General features: G+C 61.6%; 17 protein-coding genes. 7 read left to right on the top strand and 10 right to left on the bottom strand.

Going from position 1 to position 19,434, the window contains the following annotated elements; genetic code table 11:
- Positions 1-5: 5 nt before the first annotated feature.
- From FHS02_RS12420 to FHS02_RS12385, 8 genes are read right to left on the bottom strand one after another with little or no spacing between them, the layout of a single operon-like run.
- On the bottom strand, positions 6-734 hold the full coding sequence (locus FHS02_RS12420; protein ID WP_137311961.1) for a DsbC family protein: 729 nt from the start codon (positions 732-734) through the stop codon (positions 6-8).
- The gene (locus FHS02_RS12415) at positions 715-1,956 is read right to left on the bottom strand and encodes a TraB/VirB10 family protein (protein ID WP_137311962.1); all 1,242 of its coding nucleotides are present in this window, start codon (positions 1,954-1,956) and stop codon (positions 715-717) included. Before FHS02_RS12415 ends, FHS02_RS12420 begins: the two co-directional genes overlap by 20 nt.
- On the bottom strand, positions 1,949-2,698 hold the full coding sequence (locus FHS02_RS12410) for a type-F conjugative transfer system secretin TraK (RefSeq protein ID WP_175424644.1): 750 nt from the start codon (positions 2,696-2,698) through the stop codon (positions 1,949-1,951). The genes FHS02_RS12415 and FHS02_RS12410 overlap by 8 nt, the downstream gene beginning before the upstream one ends.
- The gene (locus FHS02_RS12405) at positions 2,673-3,254 is read right to left on the bottom strand and encodes a TraE/TraK family type IV conjugative transfer system protein (RefSeq protein WP_175424645.1); all 582 of its coding nucleotides are present in this window, start codon (positions 3,252-3,254) and stop codon (positions 2,673-2,675) included. Before FHS02_RS12405 ends, FHS02_RS12410 begins: the two co-directional genes overlap by 26 nt.
- A gap of 4 nt (positions 3,255-3,258) precedes the next feature.
- Complete coding sequence (traL, locus tag FHS02_RS12400) at positions 3,259-3,543, bottom strand: type IV conjugative transfer system protein TraL (protein WP_137311965.1); 285 nt, start codon at positions 3,541-3,543, stop codon at positions 3,259-3,261.
- A gap of 7 nt (positions 3,544-3,550) precedes the next feature.
- Complete coding sequence (traA, locus tag FHS02_RS12395) at positions 3,551-3,877, bottom strand: TraA family conjugative transfer protein (RefSeq protein ID WP_137311966.1); 327 nt, start codon at positions 3,875-3,877, stop codon at positions 3,551-3,553.
- Positions 3,878-3,887: 10 nt separating this feature from the next.
- Positions 3,888-4,508, bottom strand: coding sequence for an OmpA family protein (locus FHS02_RS12390; RefSeq protein WP_175424646.1), 621 nt, complete (start codon positions 4,506-4,508; stop codon positions 3,888-3,890).
- On the bottom strand, positions 4,466-4,879 hold the full coding sequence (locus FHS02_RS12385) for a lytic transglycosylase domain-containing protein (protein ID WP_229422449.1): 414 nt from the start codon (positions 4,877-4,879) through the stop codon (positions 4,466-4,468). Before FHS02_RS12385 ends, FHS02_RS12390 begins: the two co-directional genes overlap by 43 nt.
- A gap of 368 nt (positions 4,880-5,247) precedes the next feature.
- On the opposite strand from FHS02_RS12385, the gene FHS02_RS12380 reads away from it, so the two are divergent.
- Positions 5,248-5,520: a hypothetical protein gene (locus FHS02_RS12380; RefSeq protein WP_137311968.1), complete on the top strand. Its 273-nt coding sequence runs from the start codon at positions 5,248-5,250 to the stop codon at positions 5,518-5,520.
- 788 nt (positions 5,521-6,308) lie between these two features.
- Here FHS02_RS12380 and FHS02_RS12370 read toward each other — a convergent pair.
- Complete coding sequence (locus FHS02_RS12370) at positions 6,309-6,827, bottom strand: hypothetical protein (RefSeq protein ID WP_183444255.1); 519 nt, start codon at positions 6,825-6,827, stop codon at positions 6,309-6,311.
- 436 nt (positions 6,828-7,263) lie between these two features.
- Between FHS02_RS12370 and FHS02_RS12365 the strand changes: the two genes are divergently transcribed.
- The 3 genes from FHS02_RS12365 (at position 7,264) to FHS02_RS31525 (ending at position 11,634) form a co-directional block, all read left to right on the top strand.
- The gene (locus FHS02_RS12365) at positions 7,264-8,790 is read left to right on the top strand and encodes a recombinase family protein (RefSeq protein ID WP_137311971.1); all 1,527 of its coding nucleotides are present in this window, start codon (positions 7,264-7,266) and stop codon (positions 8,788-8,790) included.
- 468 nt (positions 8,791-9,258) lie between these two features.
- Positions 9,259-10,368 (top strand): sensor histidine kinase, encoded by a 1,110-nt coding sequence (locus tag FHS02_RS12360; RefSeq protein ID WP_137311972.1) that lies wholly within the window; start codon positions 9,259-9,261, stop codon positions 10,366-10,368.
- A 462-nt stretch (positions 10,369-10,830) separates the two neighbouring features.
- On the top strand, positions 10,831-11,634 hold the full coding sequence (locus tag FHS02_RS31525; protein WP_137311973.1) for a PEP-CTERM sorting domain-containing protein: 804 nt from the start codon (positions 10,831-10,833) through the stop codon (positions 11,632-11,634).
- Positions 11,635-11,692: 58 nt separating this feature from the next.
- On the opposite strand, the gene FHS02_RS12350 is transcribed toward FHS02_RS31525, so the two are convergent.
- Positions 11,693-12,037, bottom strand: a complete 345-nt coding sequence (locus FHS02_RS12350; RefSeq protein WP_137311974.1) for a hypothetical protein — start codon at positions 12,035-12,037, stop codon at positions 11,693-11,695.
- 604 nt (positions 12,038-12,641) lie between these two features.
- Here FHS02_RS12350 and FHS02_RS12345 point away from each other — a divergent pair.
- The 3 genes from FHS02_RS12345 to FHS02_RS12335 all read left to right on the top strand — a co-directional run bounded on the left by FHS02_RS12345 (position 12,642) and on the right by FHS02_RS12335 (position 19,182).
- Positions 12,642-14,129 carry a PAS domain-containing sensor histidine kinase gene (locus tag FHS02_RS12345; RefSeq protein WP_137311975.1) on the top strand — a complete coding sequence of 496 codons (1,488 nt, stop codon included), beginning with the start codon at positions 12,642-12,644 and terminating at the stop codon, positions 14,127-14,129.
- A 496-nt stretch (positions 14,130-14,625) separates the two neighbouring features.
- Complete coding sequence (locus tag FHS02_RS12340; RefSeq protein ID WP_175424647.1) at positions 14,626-16,491, top strand: putative bifunctional diguanylate cyclase/phosphodiesterase; 1,866 nt, start codon at positions 14,626-14,628, stop codon at positions 16,489-16,491.
- Positions 16,492-16,545: 54 nt separating this feature from the next.
- Complete coding sequence (locus tag FHS02_RS12335) at positions 16,546-19,182, top strand: diguanylate cyclase domain-containing protein (RefSeq protein ID WP_137311977.1); 2,637 nt, start codon at positions 16,546-16,548, stop codon at positions 19,180-19,182.
- Positions 19,183-19,434: the final 252 nt, after the last annotated feature.

Here is a 19,434-nt window from a genome sequence, read left to right as displayed (position 1 = left end):
GCTTCCTATCGCAGGTGCCGTTCCAGCTCGGCGTGGTTCAGTGTGCCGACCGCATGCTTGCCGTTTTCAAAGACGATGTACGGTGTGCCTGCGATCCCATGGTGTTCGGCGAAACTGGCGATGCGGGCCAGCGGGTGCGCACATGTCTTGGCTGGTGGACGATCGCCGCGCAGCGCCTGCCGCCAGGCCGCTTGCGGGTCGTCCGCGCACCAGACCGATTCGGCAATGGCTGGCGCGTCGGGATGCAGGGCTGCCAGCGGAAGCAGGAAGGTGTACACGGTGACGTTGTCGAGCTTGTCGAGCTCCGCTTCCAGCTGGCGGCAGTAGTGGCATTCCGGATCGGCGAAGACCGCCATGCGCCGTGTCCCTTTGCCGCGCACGGTCTTGAACGCGTCGCCCAGTGGCAGGCTGTAGAAATCCGGCTGCGTGGACGGGACGGGTGGCGCCGGCGCGCCGACACTGAGGTCGGTCTGCGTCTCCATGTCGACCAGGTGGCCAAACAGGAAGTGCCGGCCGTCCGCTGCGACATACGCCGGCTGGGCACCGAGCTGGATCTGCCAGATGCCGGGCAGCGGTGTTGCCTTGATGTCGCCGAATGTAGTGCCGGGGTAGCGCTGGACCAGCAGCGCGCGTAGCGCCGCGTGATCGTGCTGAGGTTCGGCCGAGTAGGCCGGGGTGCAGGCCAGCGCCGTCACCAGTTGCAGGCTGACGGATTTAATGAGTGAGCTGGACATCGGTAGTGACTCCTTCGGTGAGAATGACGTCGGCCACGCGGCCGGCGTCGACTTCGATGACGGGAAACAGCTTTTCGGCGAGCGCGATGTAGTAGTTGGCGAGCCGGTCCAGCGAGCGGCCGACCCCGGCACCGACCGCCGCCTGGAATTCCTCGCCCGGCTTGACGGCGCTGGTCGACCCCAGCGGAGAGACGGTCTGCAGGTTGGCGGCGCGTTCGACACCGGTGCCGATGCCACCGACGACGCCGGCCAGCAGCGCGTTGCCCAGCACCTGACCCTGCTTGCTGACCACGCGCCCACGCATGCCGGCCTTGCCGTCCTCGCCGACAATGAACCCTTTGACAGACACGTCGAGCACCTTGCCGTCTTCCGCGACGCAGGACAGCGTCTCGGTACGGATGTAGGCACGCTCGCTGCTCAGGTCGCCATACCCGGCACCGATCAGGCGGCAATGCTTCCAGTTGTAGCGGTAGCGGTTCGGCAGCACGGCCAGGTCGGTGAGCTCCAGCAGGACCGGATGGGGGTTAGACTGCGACTGGCCACCGGTGGGGGCGTCCAGGCCAGAGAGGAACGCGGCCTGCCCGAACATGCCTGCTGGCAGGTACGTGTCGGTGGTCCGTTCGCTTGCCTGCTTTTGATTGCCGTCTCGTGGTGGCGTGCCTGCTGCAATCGCCGGCTGCACCAGGGCAGCGGGGGAACGCAAGCGCACGGTGACGATGTCGCGCGGTGGCGCCAGTGGCGGCGCAACGGACCCTGTAGCCGGCGGGTTCGTGGGCGGATGGCTGTCGGCGGGCGGCGCTGGGTTGCTGTTGTTTGCGACTGCCACAGGATCGGAAGGCCGGCCTGGCGGGTACGTCGCGGCCTTGCGCTCGTATTCGCGCAGCCTGGCATCCAGGTCGATTGTCCCCGGCGTCGCCGCGGACGGCGGCTGGTCGGATGGCGGATCCGCTGCGCGAGGTTTTTTTTCCAGGGCCTCCAGCTTGTCCTCGATCGAATTCAGGCGGCTGTCGGACACGCCGCGCCACGCGTCTTCCGGGGCGACATTCTCGCCGGGGGCGATGTACGAGCGAACGCGGATATCGGCCGGTGCCGGGGCTTCGCTGCCACCGGATCCGGTCATCAGCACGCCGATCGAGGCAATGCCGAACAGTCCTCCCGCCACGCCGATGGCGGTAAAGATTTGGCGGCGCCGTGCGCGCTGGGTGGCGGACGGTTCAGTCATCGCGGCTCCTTTCGCGCACGACGTACAGCGCCGACGTATCGCCAGGGGCCAGCGACAGGCGCTCGATACCGACCGCGTTGACCCCCGGCCGGTAGAATTCGCGCTCTTCCAGTGTGACGACGGCCATGCTGCGGTTGTCGATCAGGTAGCGTTCGGCGACCAGCGTGTCGGTGGTGAGCGTGCGCCGCAGGCTCATGCCGACTTCCTTCCACAGGAGGACTGGCGTGGACAGCTCGCGTACCTCGGCGCGCCGGGGGATCTCGTCGGCGGCAAGCGCCACGATCAAGCGCCGCTGTGCCGCCACATAGTCCGTACTGCGCGTTTCTCCGGTACCGTGCCGTGGCGCGGCCGGTTGCCGGAGGATGATCGAATCGGCCGGCACGTCGGCGGGCTGCAACAGCAGCGTGACCGTGTGCCCGGCATCGGTCGTCAGGAAGGCGTTGACTGGCTTGGTGGCGCCTTCAGGAACCGTTACGAACAGTTGGCCGGTTTCGTCGTCCGGCTCGTACGCAAGTTCGCCGGCCCGGAAGCGGAAGGCGTCGATACGGCCGCGGTCCAGCGCAATACGCGTGATGTCGCGGCTGCTGATTTTCAGATAGACCGTGGTGCCGTCTGCCGCATCCACGATCTGCACGCAGCGTGCCGCTGGCGAGAGAATGGAGCTTGCCACGAGAACCAGGGCCGCTGCCGATCGTCGCAGCGCGACTGCGCTGGTGTTATGGCTTGAGAATGCGTGGATCATTGTCTTCCACCTTTTCGTGGGTGCCGACGTAGAAGCGGCCATCGGCATGTTCGAATTCGATCAGGTACGTGCGGCGCGTGGGCCGAAAGCGCTTGTCGTTGATGATGGTCTGGTGCATGCCTTCCAGGACCACGCGGCGCAGGCGTGCATCGCTACGAACGGACTCGATGGAGAACCATTCGACCGCGCTGTCGCGTTTTATCCGCTTGGCTTCGGCGTCGCAGCGGCGCTGGTACTTGGCACGGTCGCGCGGCAGCACGTAGCGCAGGTAGGCGCTGCAGGCTGTCTCGACGGTTTCCGGCGTGATGTTCAGCGGCAGGCCGTTGATGAACTGGCCCATGTCCTCGAAGTACTCCGACGACGCTTCCCTTCCAGCGAGCCAGAATGGGCGGCTGATTTCCGGCGGCAGGAAGTGCTGGCGTTCGTTGCCGCTCTGGCGCTGGATGCTGCAGGCCTGGACCAGCGCCAGCACGATCAGGGCGCCGATGGCGGCCTGGTGCCGGCGGACGCTGGTCTTGACGCGGTCCAGCTCGTTAATGAACTCTTCGCCGTGCATGGCATCACCCGACGAATTCGCGCACGGACGAAGGGGGCAGCTGGGGGCAGGGAAGCAGCCATTCGCCCGGCAGGTACCAGTACAGCACATGGGCGATGTACATGCGGTGCTTGCGCGCCTTGTGCCGGCCGTACCAACGGCCGGCAAAGATGCCCATCGCGAGCCCCAGGGGCATGACACCGGCGACGATGCCGAACACGAAGGCCAGGCCGAAGATCAGCGCCTGGTCGAAGTCCCACCAGAGCAGTTTCGGCGCGCTGTCGTGAAGCTGGGGAATCGCGAAGTCCATGGCATCCTCATACGACGGCGGAGAGCACTTTTTCCAGCAGCGCCGGGCCGATGCTGATGATGATCGCCAGGATGAGGCCGAAGATCACCGGCATCATGTTCTGCTTGGCGGCCGACCAGCCCGCACCGAGCAGGAACGACAGCATGGCGATCACCCTGCCCAGGTAACCGTTGGCCCAGTCTTTGGCGTTGTCATACAGTTCCTTGAATTCGTCGCCGGTAGTACCGGCGCTGGCGATGCCGACCAGCAGGACGCTGCCGATGGTTAGCATGACGAGGTGTTTTCGTGTCAGTCGTGGCATGCCGAGGCGGGGGAAGTGCGTTGCGACGTTCATGGCGGTTCCTTTATGGGCGGGTAGGGGTGGGAATCAAATGCACTGTTGCCCGGCGCTGGTGGCGCCGCGTTGCGGCGGGAACCGCCGTGTCGGTTGAAATTTCGTGGTCGATCGTGACGTCGGCGCCCGGCGTAGCGGCAAGAACAGCCGTACGGACCGCGTCGGCACGTGCCAGGGCGATACGCTGGCGCACCGATGGCTCGCCGAGAGCGTCCGAGCGGCCGGTGATCCGGACCGAGACCGGCGCCGTTTCTTTCACTGTCGCCCGCAGTCGGCGCAGGTCGGCAGCGCGTAGGGCGGTCGCATTGAACGCGAAGGGCAGATCGATCGACTGGGCCGGTTGGCCGGCGGCACGGCCTGGCGGTGCGGTTGCCGCAGTTGCCGGACGGTAGTCGACGCCGGTGCCGGCTGGCGTTTTTGGCGAGGCGACGGAACAGGTTCCAGTCGCACAGAACGCAAATCGCGATGTGCCCCGGTGTACCAGCGGCGTGATGGCGAGCGACACCGGGCTTGCTGGAGCGGCCGTGACCTGCAAGCGCTCCCGTGCAGGCGGCGTATGGCATCCGCCGGCTGCGACCAGCGCTGCGATCAGCGTGCAGCGCGCGGCTGCATGTGCGCGAGGATTTTCCATGCGTACTCCCTGCGTTTCGATTCGGTGACGGCGTTGTAGGCACCGATAGCGCGCCAGGTATCGCCATGCTGGCGAAGGTTCCGGGCGAGGATCCACGCGCCGACGTGGAGGTTGGTGCAGGGTGTTTGCAGTGCCTGCTCGTTGATGCCGAACTCCCGGCTTAACCTGGGCAGCCAGCCCGAGTTGATGCCGGCGCAGCCGATGTCGTAGGTGCCGTTGCGGTTGCGGGGATGGCGGGTGGTGCAACGTCCTGCTGTCTCCTGCTGCACGATGGCGCGCAGCAAGACGGTAGGCACATCGAACCTTGCTGCGGCCTGCTCGATGCATGCGAGGTCGGCGGCCAGCGACGTGCCGGAAAACAACGCAAACATGCCGACTAGGCCAATGCGCCTGTGTATCGCAGGAATTGTTGAGCGGTTGCAAGGCATCGCCGGACCCATTCCGTAAAGTTGATCGGATAACGTGAATGGATGATATTTCTCGGCTGTGGGAACCTTTTGTGAGCGCGCAAAGCGAGCTCAGCCTTGATTCGATGCACCGCAAGAGATCGTGTGTTCGAACGAACTTCAGAGAGATTCGATCGTCAGCGAGGCCGTGAAGAATGGAAGGGCAAGACACGGCCGATACGGCCGGTTAATCGCGACGTTTCGTCGACAGTGCGCCTGTTTGCGCTGCCGCTAATTGCTGTTCAGCCTGCCTGTTAGGCTGCACCGCAGTTTGCCATTTGACGGAGGGAACCATGCGTAGATTGACCAGTTATGCGGAGCAGATGGTCGCTGCCGCGCACGCGCTGCAGTTGACAGCGGATCAGCAACTGACGGTGCTGGGGATGGCTGCCAGGATCGTGAGCCAGCGAAAGGAGTACCGCGCCCAGCACGCGTCGCCGGTCGCACGCGGACGACGACGCATGAATGAAGGCTATGACCGGGGAACCGGTTACGTCAGGGAATCGGTGGACAGTTTGGAACCTTCGATAGCGTCCGGGCCGGTGAACGCGGGCTCGACAAGCTAGCCAAACCGCGACAGCCCATCGGTCGCCAGAGGCTGCTCGCTGGATGTATGCCAATGAAAGCATAAGAGATCGACGATGGCGGCGCCACTGATCGTGCGGTATTCAACTTAACTCTAAATCCGGCGCACCCCTGGGCGAAATCGCCGATGGCTTGGTGAATCTGCATCCGGATAACCGCCCGGTTGGCCGCGCTGCCACGTTTGCGTTAATCGAAATCCTGCGATCGATGCCCGGCCAAGTGCGTTCGATGAAGTGTTCAGTGACCAGGCCGTCGAGAAGAGTTTCGCGCAGACCTGACACCAATCGTTCATCGCTGGTTTGCATGCTGGCTGCGCGGGGAGCTGCTATCTCGCATCGGCCGCGAGGGAACTGATGTCTGGCTAGAGACGGGAGTTCATGACAGGCATTTACACCACGATAGCGATGGGTTGCATGGGCCCGGTATTGCAAGTTCGATAGCGATCGGATACGGTGTGCAGAGGAGAGCGGTAACGGCTGTATCCAGCCCGTGACAGCTGGACAATTGTTGCTGCGCTTCGGTTGACGCCCCGTTACATGCCGGCTTGCCATTGACCGATAGGTTGTTTTCCCAGGAGATGCGACATGGATCGGAAATGGAAAATGCTAATCGGCTGTGTATGGTTCATGCTAGCGCTATTGTCCGTTTCGTCAGTGCCGGCGTCGCCCAGTGCCACCACGTGCGAGACCACCGGCTCCGGACCCGGCAATACAGCTTACTGCGGCGCGCTGGCGACTACCTGCGTTACGACCGGATCCGGCCCTGGCAATCATGCTGCCTGCGGCGGTCGTGCCGCGACCTGTACCACGACGGGTAGCGGCCCGGGCAATTGGGCAGCGTGTGGCGGCCTGGCGATATCGTGCATCACCACTGGTTCGGGGCCCGGAAACCGCGCCGCGTGCGGCGGGATGGCGATCAGTTGCGCGTCGACCGGTAGTGGCGCGGGCAACCACGCCGATTGCGGCGGCCGTGCGATTTCTTGCACGACGACGGGCAGCGGCGTCGGCAATAGCGCCGCGTGCGGCGGCCTTGCTCTCTCCTGCACGACCACAGGTAGTGGTGCCGGCAATGATGCTGCATGTGGCGGCGAAGCGATATCCTGTACGACAACTGGCAGCGGCACCGGTAATGCCGCGGCGTGTGGCGGCAAGGCCATCTCATGCACGACTACCGGCAGCGGCAGTGGCAATTCGGCTGCCTGTGGCGGGCTGGCGATCTCCTGCGCCACCACGGGTGCGGGAAGTGGCAATCGCGCTGCCTGCGGCGGTCTGGCCTCTTCGTGCACCATCACAGGGTCCGGGTCGGGAAATCACGCTGCCTGCGGTGGCCAGGCGACATCGTGTGCGTCGACAGGCAGTGGTGGTGGCAACTGGATCGCATGCGGCGGTGCCCGCTAGTCGTACAGCATTGACGGTATCGAAGGGCGCGTTACGCATAGATCAGACGCATGTGACAGCGGTAGGAGATTTCGCCGCCACGACGCAGCCTTTGAAGCAGCGCTCATTGGTGACTGGCCGCGCCGCGCGGAGCGAACTGTCGAAGGCCGCAAGACATCTTTGCGGTTCGCGACGGCCTTGCGTTGCATCGCTGATGCAAGAGCGCCGGACAAACCGCGCGATGCATCCTTAGTAGATGAGTTAGCAAGCAGGTGATTCCAGTTGCCGCCTAGCTCGCTGTTCCGTCATCGGGCTCGACAGAATACGCCACTGCCCAGCGGGGAAATCATGCACGTAGTTGATCAGGAGTCGGCACCGCGAACCTTGCCGGTCGCCGCGTATGCACGCATGTCCACGGACAGCCAGAACCACTCGATCCAGCACCAGCTTGACAGCATCGCCCTATATGCGCAGGGCAGGGCAATGCGCGTCACACGGACGTTCGTCGACGAGGGACGCAGCGGCTTGTCTTTGCATGATCGTCCGGGGCTGCAAGCGCTCCTGGCTGCCGTGACAGAACGACCCTGCGGCTTCGCAGCCGTCATCGTGTATGACGTTAGCCGTTGGGGGCGTTTTCAGGACGTGGACGAAAGTGCCTTCTATGAATATCTGTGCCGGCGTGCTGGCGTGCCGGTGGTGTACTGCGCCGAATTGTTTGCCGATGACGGGTCGCCGATGCAAGCGTTGCTGAAGGGGATCAAGCGCATCATGGCGGCCGAATACAGCCGGGAACTGTCGACGAAGGTGTGGCACGCACAGTGCCGCTTCATCCGTTTGGGCTACAAGCAGGGTGGCTTGCCCGGGTTTGGGCTGTCCCGGGTTTCCGTCTCGGCGGATGGCCTAAAGCGGGGCAGGCTGGCACCGGGTGAACGCAAGTTCCTGGCGACGGACCGCGTGGCGCTGGAACCCGGCTGCGATGCCGACGTGGCATTGGTGTGCCGCATCTACATGCTGTACACCATGCATGGGTTCAGTGACAGCGCGATCGCCAGGCAATTGGACGCCGAGGGGTTACGCACGCATCTGGGCAAGCCGTGGGATCCGGCTACTGTGCGTCGCATCCTGACGAGCGAAAAATACTGCGGAGTTCTCGTCTTCAACCAGACGACGCGCAAGCTGCGCAGTCCCGTGGCGGGCAATCCCCAAGATACCTGGGTGCGCTGTGATACTGCGCTGGCGCCGATCGTCAGCCGGGAGACCTTTCAGCATGCGCAAGACATCCGTGCAGGGCGTGCTACCGGGCCGGATCGACAGCGTATTTTGGCCCTCCTGCGCGATATCCATGCGCGGCACGGGACGATCAATGCACGGTTGTGTCATCACCCCGAGCTGCCGGGTCGGAATATCATGCGTGCTCTATTCGGCGGCTATGTGGGAGCTTATGCGGAGGCGGGCCTGCCCGTGCAGCGAACCGTGTCAGGCGCCCTGGCTATACGGTCGACCCGAGTGATGATGAAGAGGCTCATCGAGCAGTGCGCAGCGACGGCAAGGCGGGGTGGTGCGACGGTCGCCGCGTCGGGTGCCTGGAATGTCCTGTTGTTCAATGACACGCTGCATGTACGGATCGCCCTTGCGTCCTCCCGGCGTTACCCGGACACGGTGTGCCGTTGGCGCGTGCCTGTGCGGAAAGGCGCGTCCGCCGACTTCGTCTTGTGTGCGCTGCTGGATCGCCGCAACGATGAGATCGAGCGGTACATTCTGGTGGAAACGCACCTGTGCGACCAAGGTAGCCTTTTTCTGAGCGAGCGGAAGCTGGCCGGCTACAGCCAGCAGTGCTTCGCCACGCTGGAGGAAGTATTCGGGCTGGCGCGATGACGCGCGAGAGCGCAACCCATCCGAAGACGGCAAGCGAAGCAAGCCTGCTGCACCTTGTCCTAGTGCGCATGTTCAGACTGGCGATCCGCAACATACTGTGGCGTTGGCTATCCTGAGAGCGTTCGGTCGGCATGTCGCTTGACGCATTCGGAGGCGCCGGCAGACACGATGTGCTTTCATGTTCTTTTGAAGATGAACTATTGGTAATCCAACGCACAGAACTCCGCATCCGCTTTGCTAATCTTCCGATTTGCTGTGACGTCCTGGCCTGCACGGTGCTGCCGACGCGGCACCTGGTCGAGCAGTGTCGAGCAGCCCGCCCACCGGTCTTGCGCATCAGTGCAAATGCGCAGATCGATGCGGTGTGTGTTGTACACCGATTCTTTTCAGTAGATAACGTAACGTTTGCCAGCGCCTGAATGCGAGTGTGGCGGGGCATGCGGCCATTAGCCGAGATCGGAGACCCTAATGAACGATAGCAGTGTTGCCGGCTCCGGCGGGAGTGGCATACCACTGTATCGACACTTTGCCATCCTGCCCAGCATCATGCAGGCATGGGAGCAGCGGGTTAATGCCGAGGTTCCGAATACCGCGAAGCTGAATGCCTCCGTTCTGGTCGGCGCTATGCCGTTAGTCTATTACCGGGTGATCGAAGCTTTGTCAGGCGCGACCTCAGCATCGGCACAGGCCGACAGCACACTGGGCATGGCGCATGGCCGGGAACGCGCCTTGATGACGGAGTATCGCCCATGTGATCTCATCCACGAACTGCAGATCTTCCGCGATGTGATCCTGAGTGCTCTCGACGACTTGAAAACGGTGCTCACCAGTGGTCAGCTGGCAGACGTTCGTCGCATCATTGACGAGGTCAGCAGAGATAGCCTGAATGGGTTCAACGACGTTCGTGAACAGGCGCGGCGGCTGTTTCGCTCTGCGCTGTCGCGTGACGTGCGCAACGTCCTCAATGTCGTCAGCGTGACGGCCCAGTTAATGGAGCAGAAGTCCCGGGATCCTGGCATGTTGACAATGGCGAAACGCATCATCGGCAAGGTGGGCGAAGCGGACAGTATGCTGATGTCCGCTACCAGCGAACGTTCCCTGAACAGGAATCTCAAGCTGAAGCTGACGATTGGCCCTGTAACGTTGTTGCCGCTAATTGACAACGTTTGCGTGGATTTTCAGGACGACACCGGACGGATCCAGATCAGCAGTGATCCCATCAATGGGTACTGGAGCTGGGCCGCCATGGAGCATGCGCTCAGAAATCTCATCAACTACGCGCGACAGGCGGGCGCCAGCGCGAGCGAGATCGCAGTCTCTGCCACGATCGCTTTCGGACGGATCTTACTCTCTCTGCATACGACGAAGTACTTCCTCACGATTGCCGACATGGAGATGTTGTCCGACGAGCTGGATGATGATACCGACGTCCACCCCCCTGATGGAAGAGGTTTGAGCTACGTCCGGGCTGTCGCGGAAGGTCACGGCGGCTCGCTGATTACGCGAAGTTCCCAAGCGACAGGGACGACGTTTGTTATCAATATTCCATTGGACGCTCGCCCTTACGTCGAAAGCTAGTAGACCTCTGAATCCGTCTCCCGCACCATCGGCTGGGACGGTCTGCCGCAGACATTCCTCGAACTCGATCAGGTCCTTGGCGTCAGGATCGACAACAATCGCGCGCATAGCGTGTCGGCTTACTTCAGCTTTGGTGCTGATCTCGAGCAGAGTCTGTCTCCTCCGTGCTGGAACCGGCCACGTACGCAGTGACCCTGGTCGGCCTAGGTATCGTCGGGCTGGCGCCCCGGAAGCGCAAGACTGCACCAGCGTCCATGCACGCTATTAGACAGTTGGCATAACACCAGCAACCGACAGGCTGTTGTACGGCGCCCGGCATTTTCGCCGCCTAATACGGGGGCGAGCCAGAAGACACAGCACGCGGTGTTTGGAATCCGACACTTGCAAGATAAAACCAACATTGTTCATTTGCCATGCAAGACACAGCCAAGTAGTCTGGTTCATCCAACCAAGGAGGAACTGATGGCCTACCTGAAAGCCATGCTGACTGCGGCACTCATTGCGAGCACCGCTCATGTCCATGCTGATAGCCGCGCGGAAGTATCGTATTCTGGGTTGCGCTATACACTGATCGACCTGGACGTCAATGATGGAATCACCCCCAATATGCACGTTCACCTCGCGCCGAATTCCGGACGTTTGTCATTGTCAACCGAATCAGAGAACGAGGGTTCAAACAGCTACAGGGCTGTCGGCGAAACTACGGAGCCACTGGCTGGCGCGCTCAGCACCCCAATCGCTCACGCGTCTGGCAGTATTACAGGGAGAGAGTCCGCATGGACGGAAAGCTTTGTTGGAACGGTGGCCATCATGGGCGATCGCAGTACTGATCGCGATGAGCTCGCAGACCTTTTCGCTAGCAGCACACTGGTCTACCTCGACCTTTCTCCCAAGACAGAGGTTGTATTTTCGTTCGACGCCCGGCTCGCTCTGGAAACGAACGATCTCGTTGGCGAAAATGTACAAGCTAACTTCTGGGCAAGCCTGATCTTTTTCCCTCCCGAAGAAGGCGCAATTTATGCGGAGGACAGTCTATCCGGTTCACTTGGCGCTGGCGGTAGGCAGCAGACGTCGCTGATTCGCGATGAGGTTCTTACAGTTTCCTTTGTGAACAACCGTACGGTAAGCGTGGGCGGTCGCTTCTTTTACAATGCTTCGATGAGTGCTTTGAACCTTTCCGCGGTTCCAGAACCAGATACCTATGGGATGATGCTCGCTGGCCTCGGGGTTGTCGGGCTTGTGAATCGGCGACGCAAAGCTGCGTAATGGCACCAATGAGACATTCATCTCAATCGGTCGCCACGGTGGCCGTTTTCGTTTTCACCTATTGTCGCGCGGCCCGCTTGGCCTCGCGCTGAGGTGTCGATCCGACATCACCCTCGTCCAGCTCAATTGTGCACAGCCACCCTTGCGCGTAATGGACAAGCTCGCCATCAACGTCGCGCATCTCAAACCCACGTAACTCGAAATTCTGGTCGGTGACCCAGCTGATTTGCGAGTCGTGCAGCTCAAGCACGCGGTCACCGGTGTCCAGGGCCAGGCGAGCGATCTTTACCACGCGGCGGAGCGCCGGCACCGAGATATCTGCAATGGTGAGGCTGCCCCAATGCTTGACGGCATAGCGGTCGTGCAGCACTCGGCGTGGCAGCACTACGCCTTTGTCTCTCATCCTGATCATCCTGACACGCATGGCCGGCCTCGCAAAAAAAGAATACTGTATAAAAACACAGTATATCGTATGGTCGACTCGTATTTGTGTAGAGGTCAGCACAGTTCATTTGTAAGGTCGTCGGGCTTGCAGGAACACGAGGCATTGCTTCTGCCAACGATCGGCTTCGTCAGGATCTGTCTGGTAACGTTAGGTAACGTGCCGGTCCATTGGCGGCGATTCGACGCTGTCCGTAGGTGTCACGTGCCTGTAATCGGGGCGACCTAGTTTCGTTCCATCGACAAGCGCAGACTGGACCTGCTGAGGCACGTCGTGAAGGGCTGGCGTGACGTCTGACGCTGTGCATGGGCAAGCGGCCGGCATGTAGATACATTTCGCAATCCTGGACTTGGCGCCGGTAGCGGGGGGCAGTTGATGCGCTATCGTTCTCGGGAGTAGACCGCGCCGGAAGCATTGGATGAACTGCGCGTTCCGGTAGCCACTGTTAGCAACACATGCCAGATGCGCTGCCGGGAAATCCGGGGGCGAGCGGAGGCTTGCCAAATCGAACGCTTTCAATTGCCCAACCCAGTTATGCTTCAGTGAGGCGGTCCGGGGGATAGGCATGGGTGTTACAGACTTTAGCAGGATGATTTTGGAGGAAACGCCTGACGCGGTGATCATCACGACGGCGAAGGCAGTCATCGTGCACTGGTCGCAGGGGGCGGCGCAAGTGTTCGGCTATTCGGCAGAAGAGGCACAAGGACGCGTGCTGACGGAACTCGTGAGTTCTTCAACAATGCGCACTATCGCGCACACGGTCATTGTCGACACGTTGAAAAACGGCCACGCGACGCATGAGGCCATATGCCGCGCCAAGGATGGTTCGATCGTCTTTATCGACAGCGTAAGCAAGCGTGTCGCCGACCCTGCAGGCCAAGGTGATTACATCCTGTGGACCAAACGGGATGTGACAACGCTGCGTGTCGCGCGCGATGCCGCCTTGGTCGAGGCCCGGTTCGGCAGATTGCTCGAGTCGGTACCGGACGCCATCATTATGGCCAACGCGGCAGGGCGCATTGTGCTGGCCAATCTGCAAGCCCATCAATTGTTTCGCTATGCGCAGGGCGAACTTCGCGGCCAGTTGTTGGAGATCCTGATTCCTGAACGTTACCGCCGGACCCATGTTGGACAGCGCGCGGGATTTTGGACGGCACCCTCGCAACGCCCGATGGGGATCGGTCGCGAACTCTACGGCTTACGTCAGGATGGCGAAGAGTTTCCTGTCGAAATCAGCCTGTCGCCACTGCAGACGGAAGACGGCATGCTCGTGATGAGTGCGATTCGGGATATGAGCGAACGCAAGCGTATCGAACATGCGCTGCACGACAAGAATGCCGAGCTTGCGGCGGCAAGCCTGGCCAAGGACAGTTTTCTTTCCAGTATGTCCCACGAACTGCGCACCCCGCTCAATGCGATCATCGGGTTTACCGGAACGCTGCTCATGCGTCTCCCAGGGCCGATCAATGCCGCACAGGAATCGCAACTGCGCACAGTGCAGACCAGCGCCAAACATCTGCTCTCGTTGATCAATGACATCCTGGACATCACCAAGATCACTTCAGGCACTGCGACGCTGCATCGCGAATCGTTCGATTGCTGCCGACTGGTGGAAGACATCGCAACCATGTTCATGCCACTCGCCAGCGCAAAAGACCTCAACCTGCGTGTGTTGCTGGCAGAACCTTGCGCGCTGGTCATGAGTGACAGACGCGCCGTGCAGCAGATCGTCATCAATCTGGTCAACAATGCGCTCAAGTTCACGGAGATGGGGGAGGTGCGCATTGAAGTCGCTATCGATGACGCTGCCGCCGGGCCTGTCGTTGCGATACGGGTGGTCGACACCGGTATCGGTATTGAGCAGGGTAACCTGGGGATGCTGTTCAAGCCGTTTACGCAGATTGACCAAGGCAGCACCCGACAGTACGAAGGTACCGGACTGGGACTGCATCTTTCCGAACGGTTGGCCGACTTGATCGGAGCATCCATCGCGGTCGATAGCGAAGTTGGCACAGGAAGCACATTCACAGTCCGGCTGCCTCTGGCCGAGTAGCCCAATACTTCCAGTACTATTGCCGCTCGCGCAGTCGTCCTGTGGCCGGTCCCACCGCGCACAGTGCACGTTCGCTGGCACAGGACGAAGTCCAGGCGAAATCTGAAGCAATGGCTTTCAGGAATCATGTGGCCGCACGCGTTTCACGACAGTCGCGCGTCGACGGCGGTTTTGATGGGCGAAGTGGTCTTGGCGGATCCCTTGCCTTCCAGGGCGCGCTTGACCTGTCGCCACCTGCGGCACGACAAGGCTGCGTCATCGCTACAGGGCAGGGCCTGACCACCATATCCACGCACGTAAGAAATTACCGCTGACGTTTCGCAGCCAGAAGGTCGACCTTAGCGAGCAGCAAGTCCAGGTTGAAACGACTTGCGCCGCGTGGCTGGGCAACACGTTCGTTAGGAAGACACATATTGCGACGTACTATTTTGCAGTTATGATATACGTCATTGGATACACGGCAATATTTGTCCAGGACGTCGATGAGAACAGCGAGATGAGACACTACGTACGCCCGCCGCAACCCGATGACGAGCTGGACCGTTTGGAAGCACTGCATGCCATGCAGTTGCTCGATACGGAACCGGAGGAAGTATTCGACAGGATTACCCGGATGGCCTGTTCGGCGCTCAGTGTGCCGGTCAGTCTAGTCTCCCTGGTCGACAAGGATCGGCAGTGGTTCAAGTCCAGCTGCGGCCTGCAAGCGAACGAGACCAGCAGGGACGTCTCGTTTTGTGGGCATGCCATTCTGTCCGATGCGCCTTTCGTCATCGACGATGCCGGCAAGGACCCGCGGTTTGCCGCTAATCCGCTGGTGACGGGCGCGCCGGGCATCCGTTTTTATGCAGGTGTTCCGATCCATGCAGGATCCCACCGGATCGGCACATTGTGCATCATCGATACGGTCCCCCGATCGCTCGCCTCGCGTGACCTGACATTGCTGAAAAGCCTGGCGCGGACAGTGGAAGATCTGCTGTATGTTCGACAAGTCACGCTGGAATCGGTGCACTCCCTGAACGACTGGATGTCACATTATGGCGCGAAGTCGCGCGAGCATGCGCAGGCATTGCGACATCTGGTACTGCGCGACCATTTGACCGGCTTGCCCAGCCGCGTCGCAATTGACGATGCCATCGTCGACATCGTCGCCGATGGCGCACACCACAAAGGCGCAGCGCTGCTGGCCGTGATTGACATCGATAATCTGTCGGCAGTCAACCAGCGGTTCGGACACGACGTCGGAGATGGTCTGATCGCGCTCACGGCCGAACGGCTGCGCCAGGTGTCGAACAATGTTGATGTCGCGGCACGCATTGGTGGCGGCATGTTCGCGTTCTTGCTGCGCGGCGCACCTGATCATCGCTCCGCGGTCGACCGACTGGCGCAAGTGCATGCAGCGGTAAACCAGCCGTTCATCGGAAGCCACGGCGTAATTCAGTGCAGCCTCACGACTGGTTATGTGCCGCTGGGGCAGCAAGAGGGTAATTCCGAAGCATTGCTCGATACGGCGCATGAAGCGGTGCGGCAGGCGAAAGCGCTTGGCCATGGTTTGATGAGCGCCTATAACCGGTCGCTGGGTCGTCTCGGTCATCGTGCGCTCGAATACGATTTGCGTGCCGCGATTTCGACGGATCAGTTTTTCCTGGTCTATCAACCGAAGATCGATTTCAACAGCCGGGCGCTGGTCGGCTGGGAAGCCTTGCTGCGATGGCGGCACCCGTCCCTCGGACTCATCGCTCCCTGCGACTTCATTCCGGTCGCCGAGGAAAGCGGCGTCATCGTGCCGTTGGGTCGGTGGACGCTGAACGAAGCGTGCCGCCAACTGCGTGCATGGCTCGATGCAGGAAAAGCGGATGCTGGCGTGGCCGTCAATTTGTCGCCGCGCCAGTTTTTGCATGGCGATATCGTGGAAGCAGTACGCACGTCGCTGGCGGCCCACGGTGTGCCTGGAAGCCTGCTCGAACTGGAACTGACCGAAACGGTCGCGGTCTGCGACATCGACCGTGTCATTGCCATCATGCATGAGCTGAAACGGCTGCAGGTCAGGTTGAGCATTGATGATTTCGGGACAGGCTTCTCCAGTCTGTCCTACCTGATGCGGCTTCCGGTGGATATCCTCAAGATCGATCGATCCTTTATTTGCCAGCTTGTGACGGACCAGCGTGCGCAGGCGCTCGTCAAAGGCGTGATCGACATTTGCGAGGGTCTCGGGATGCGCGTCATCGCAGAAGGGGTCGAGACCATCGCTCAGGCATCGCTGCTGTCGGTACTTGGTTGTTCGACAATGCAGGGGTATCTGTTCGGCCGGCCAATGTCTCCTGATCAATGCGAAGAAGCGCGGCAACCGTTTGCCGATGCATGAAGAACTGGTCTGAGCCACGCAGGGCGGTGATGTGCCCGAACGGAAGAAGCCAGCATGCAAGTGCTGCAGCGAGGATGGCGTATCTCGCGGCAACCGCACACCTTGAACCCCTACAATGCAGGCTGCAACACTCGGCAGGAATCGCCGGGGCCGGCGGGGAGCGCTGGCTGGTTCCTGTTTTGCCAATACACGGTTGCCAGGCAACGCTACCAGTTCTTAGGAAAACATGTATTGACTGACTCCTTCAAACTCGATCGACTTCTCGGTACGCTGCTGGTGCTGCTTGGTGTAAACACCATGGCGGGATGGCTACTGCAGGTACCCGCCATGGTGGAGATCGTTCGTGGTCTGGTTCCCATGGTGTTCAACACGGGTCTGGGCTTTGCGCTGACAGGCATGGCATTGCTGGTTGGCGAACGTCGCGCCGGCGTGCCGCGCACGGCCCTTGGCTGGTGCATGCTGCTGCTGTATAGCTTGACGTTGGCGGAGCATGTACTGGATGCCAGCCTCGGTGTCGACATGGCGTGGGTACACCATTGGTACGACTACGGCAATACCCGTCCCGGGCGGATGGCACCCAATAGCGCATTGGGGTTCATGCTCATCGGTGCGGTGCATGTCGCGGCGGGCCGGGTGGACTCCCGTGCCACCGCACGCTCCGTCGTGGTGCTGACCTTGTGCATCCTGACCATCGGGCTGACCGGGCTGGGGGGATACCTGCTGGCGCCGGACTTGCTGTTCGGGTGGTCGCGCTCCGCCAGGATGGCAGTCCACACGGCAGTGGGCATGATCGCGGCGGCTGTCGGGATCTGGGCGGGCTGGTCCAGGAGTGCCTGGTATGCCGGCCGGCGCTTCTTCACCGAGGCGGGCAAGGTGCGCTTGCTGGGGACGGCAATCCTGATCGTGGTGACGACGACGGTTGGCCTTGCCGGTTTCGTCCTCATGCAGGAATCCCTGGAAAAGGCCATCGAGGGCCGCCTGCTCTCGGTCGTGCAGAGCCGTGGACCATGGCTGGCGACAATGACCCGTGATACGGTCCAGCATGCCCACAGCGAACTGCGCATGGTGGCGGCACAGGAAGCCGCGCTGCCCCTGCTGCGCCCGTCGACACTCGGCGGCCGGTCGAACACTTTCGATGACGCTGCCCGACGTCTGCTGGTGGAAGGGTATGCGCATGTGGCTGTCGAGGATGCACAGCGGCGTGTAGTGTGGGAGGCCGGTGAACTGGCCACGCCGGCGCAATTCACTGCCATGCTGGACAAGGATGGCACCGAGCTGGTCTGGAACGGCGTTCCCCTGTTGCGCGTCCGCGCACCCGTGATCGACAACGGCGAGGTGCTTGGTCACCTGCGGCTTGACAAGTCGATGCAGGCCTTCAGCCGCGTGTTGTTCAATGTCGCAACGCTGGGCGAAAGCGCGGAGGTGTCGGCCTGCGTACGACAGAGCGGACGCATCGTGTGCCTGCCGAACCGCCAGCAATCGCGTCCTTTTGAGCTAGGTCTCGCGGAAAGGGATTCTCATCGGGACTTGCCGATGGAGTATGCCCTTGGTGGCAGGACAGGCGTCATGTACACGCTCGACTACCGTGGACACAATGTGGTGGCGGCCTACGGTGCCATTGTGCCTGGCATGGGCTTCGTCGCCAGGCAGGACACCATCGAGGCGTATGCCGTCATACGCCGGGCGCTTGCATTGGGCGTGCCGATCATCCTGCTGATTTCGCTCGGCGGCGCCTACGTCTTGTATTCGCAGACCGATCCACTGGTCACCCGCATGCACGATTCGGAACGGCGCGCGGATCAGTCCGCAGCCGAAATACGCGCCCTGATGCACGCCGTCGCGGACGGCATCATGACCGTTGACGGGACTGGGCGCGTAAGGTCCGCCAATCCTGCGGCCTGCGCGCTGTTCGGCCACGCGGAAGGGGCGCTCGCGGGATACCCTGTCGCCAGCCTGATCGATTGTGCTGCATCGAAGGCCCACGCGGAGAGCGCCGCACCGCAGGCGCACAATGATTTCGCGCAACTGGTTGGCACGGCGAACGTCCGTGTCGACGGTCGACGCAGCGATGGCGTGCGCTTTCCCCTCGAGCTGAGCGTCACCGCTGTCCATGTCGGGAAGGCCAGGCATCTCGTGGTGATCATGCGCGACATCACCGAGCGCCAGGCCCTGGAGCGCAGGCTGGAGCGGATGGCGCAGTACGATTCGCTGACCGGCCTCGCCAATCGCACGCTGTTCATCGATCGTCTGCGTATCGCCTTGGCGCGCAGCCAGCGCGCGCAATCGTCGCTGGCACTGCTGTTCATCGATCTGGACGGGTTCAAGCAGGTGAACGACACGCTGGGGCACCACGCTGGCGACCAGCTGCTGGTTGCCGTCGCGCAGAGGATGACGATGTTGGTGCGCTGTACCGATACCGTGGCCCGGCTTGGCGGCGACGAGTTTACCGTGCTGCTCGAGGATGTCACGCAATCTCCCCTGAGCGCCAGCGCGGTGGCGGAAAAGATCCTCGTTCAATTGCAGGAACCGTTCGTCATCGATGCCGGATGCGTGCAGATCGGTGCGAGTATTGGCCTAGTCGTGCGCGATGGCGCCGGGCCGGTCACCGACATGGAACAGCTGCTGCAATTGGCAGATTCCCGGATGTATTTGGCTAAGCAGAGCGGCAAGAATCGGGTGGTGGGTCCCTAATGCCCGCTTGGCCAATGCCGGGCGATGTGGCGGGATACCTGGTGTCCGCTGGCAGGTCGCCATTGTTTCGCAGACCTTGCGTGATCCGGCTCCGTGAGATTCATTGCCGATGCGTTGCAAAGTTACACAGCCGCTCGCTGGCGTCCCACGATAGTGATCTGTGCGTCGTTAATGTATTTCCATCGGCTTTGGCGTGCTGCAGCCGTGATAGGGATGCGCAGGGCGTGATCGACTCCGCTCTGCCAGAAGTGC

Origin of the sequence: Pseudoduganella umbonata (assembly GCF_014192225.1) — a bacterium.
Lineage (GTDB): Bacteria > Pseudomonadota > Gammaproteobacteria > Burkholderiales > Burkholderiaceae_D > Rugamonas > Rugamonas umbonata.
This window is presented reverse-complemented; position numbering and strand designations above follow the sequence as displayed.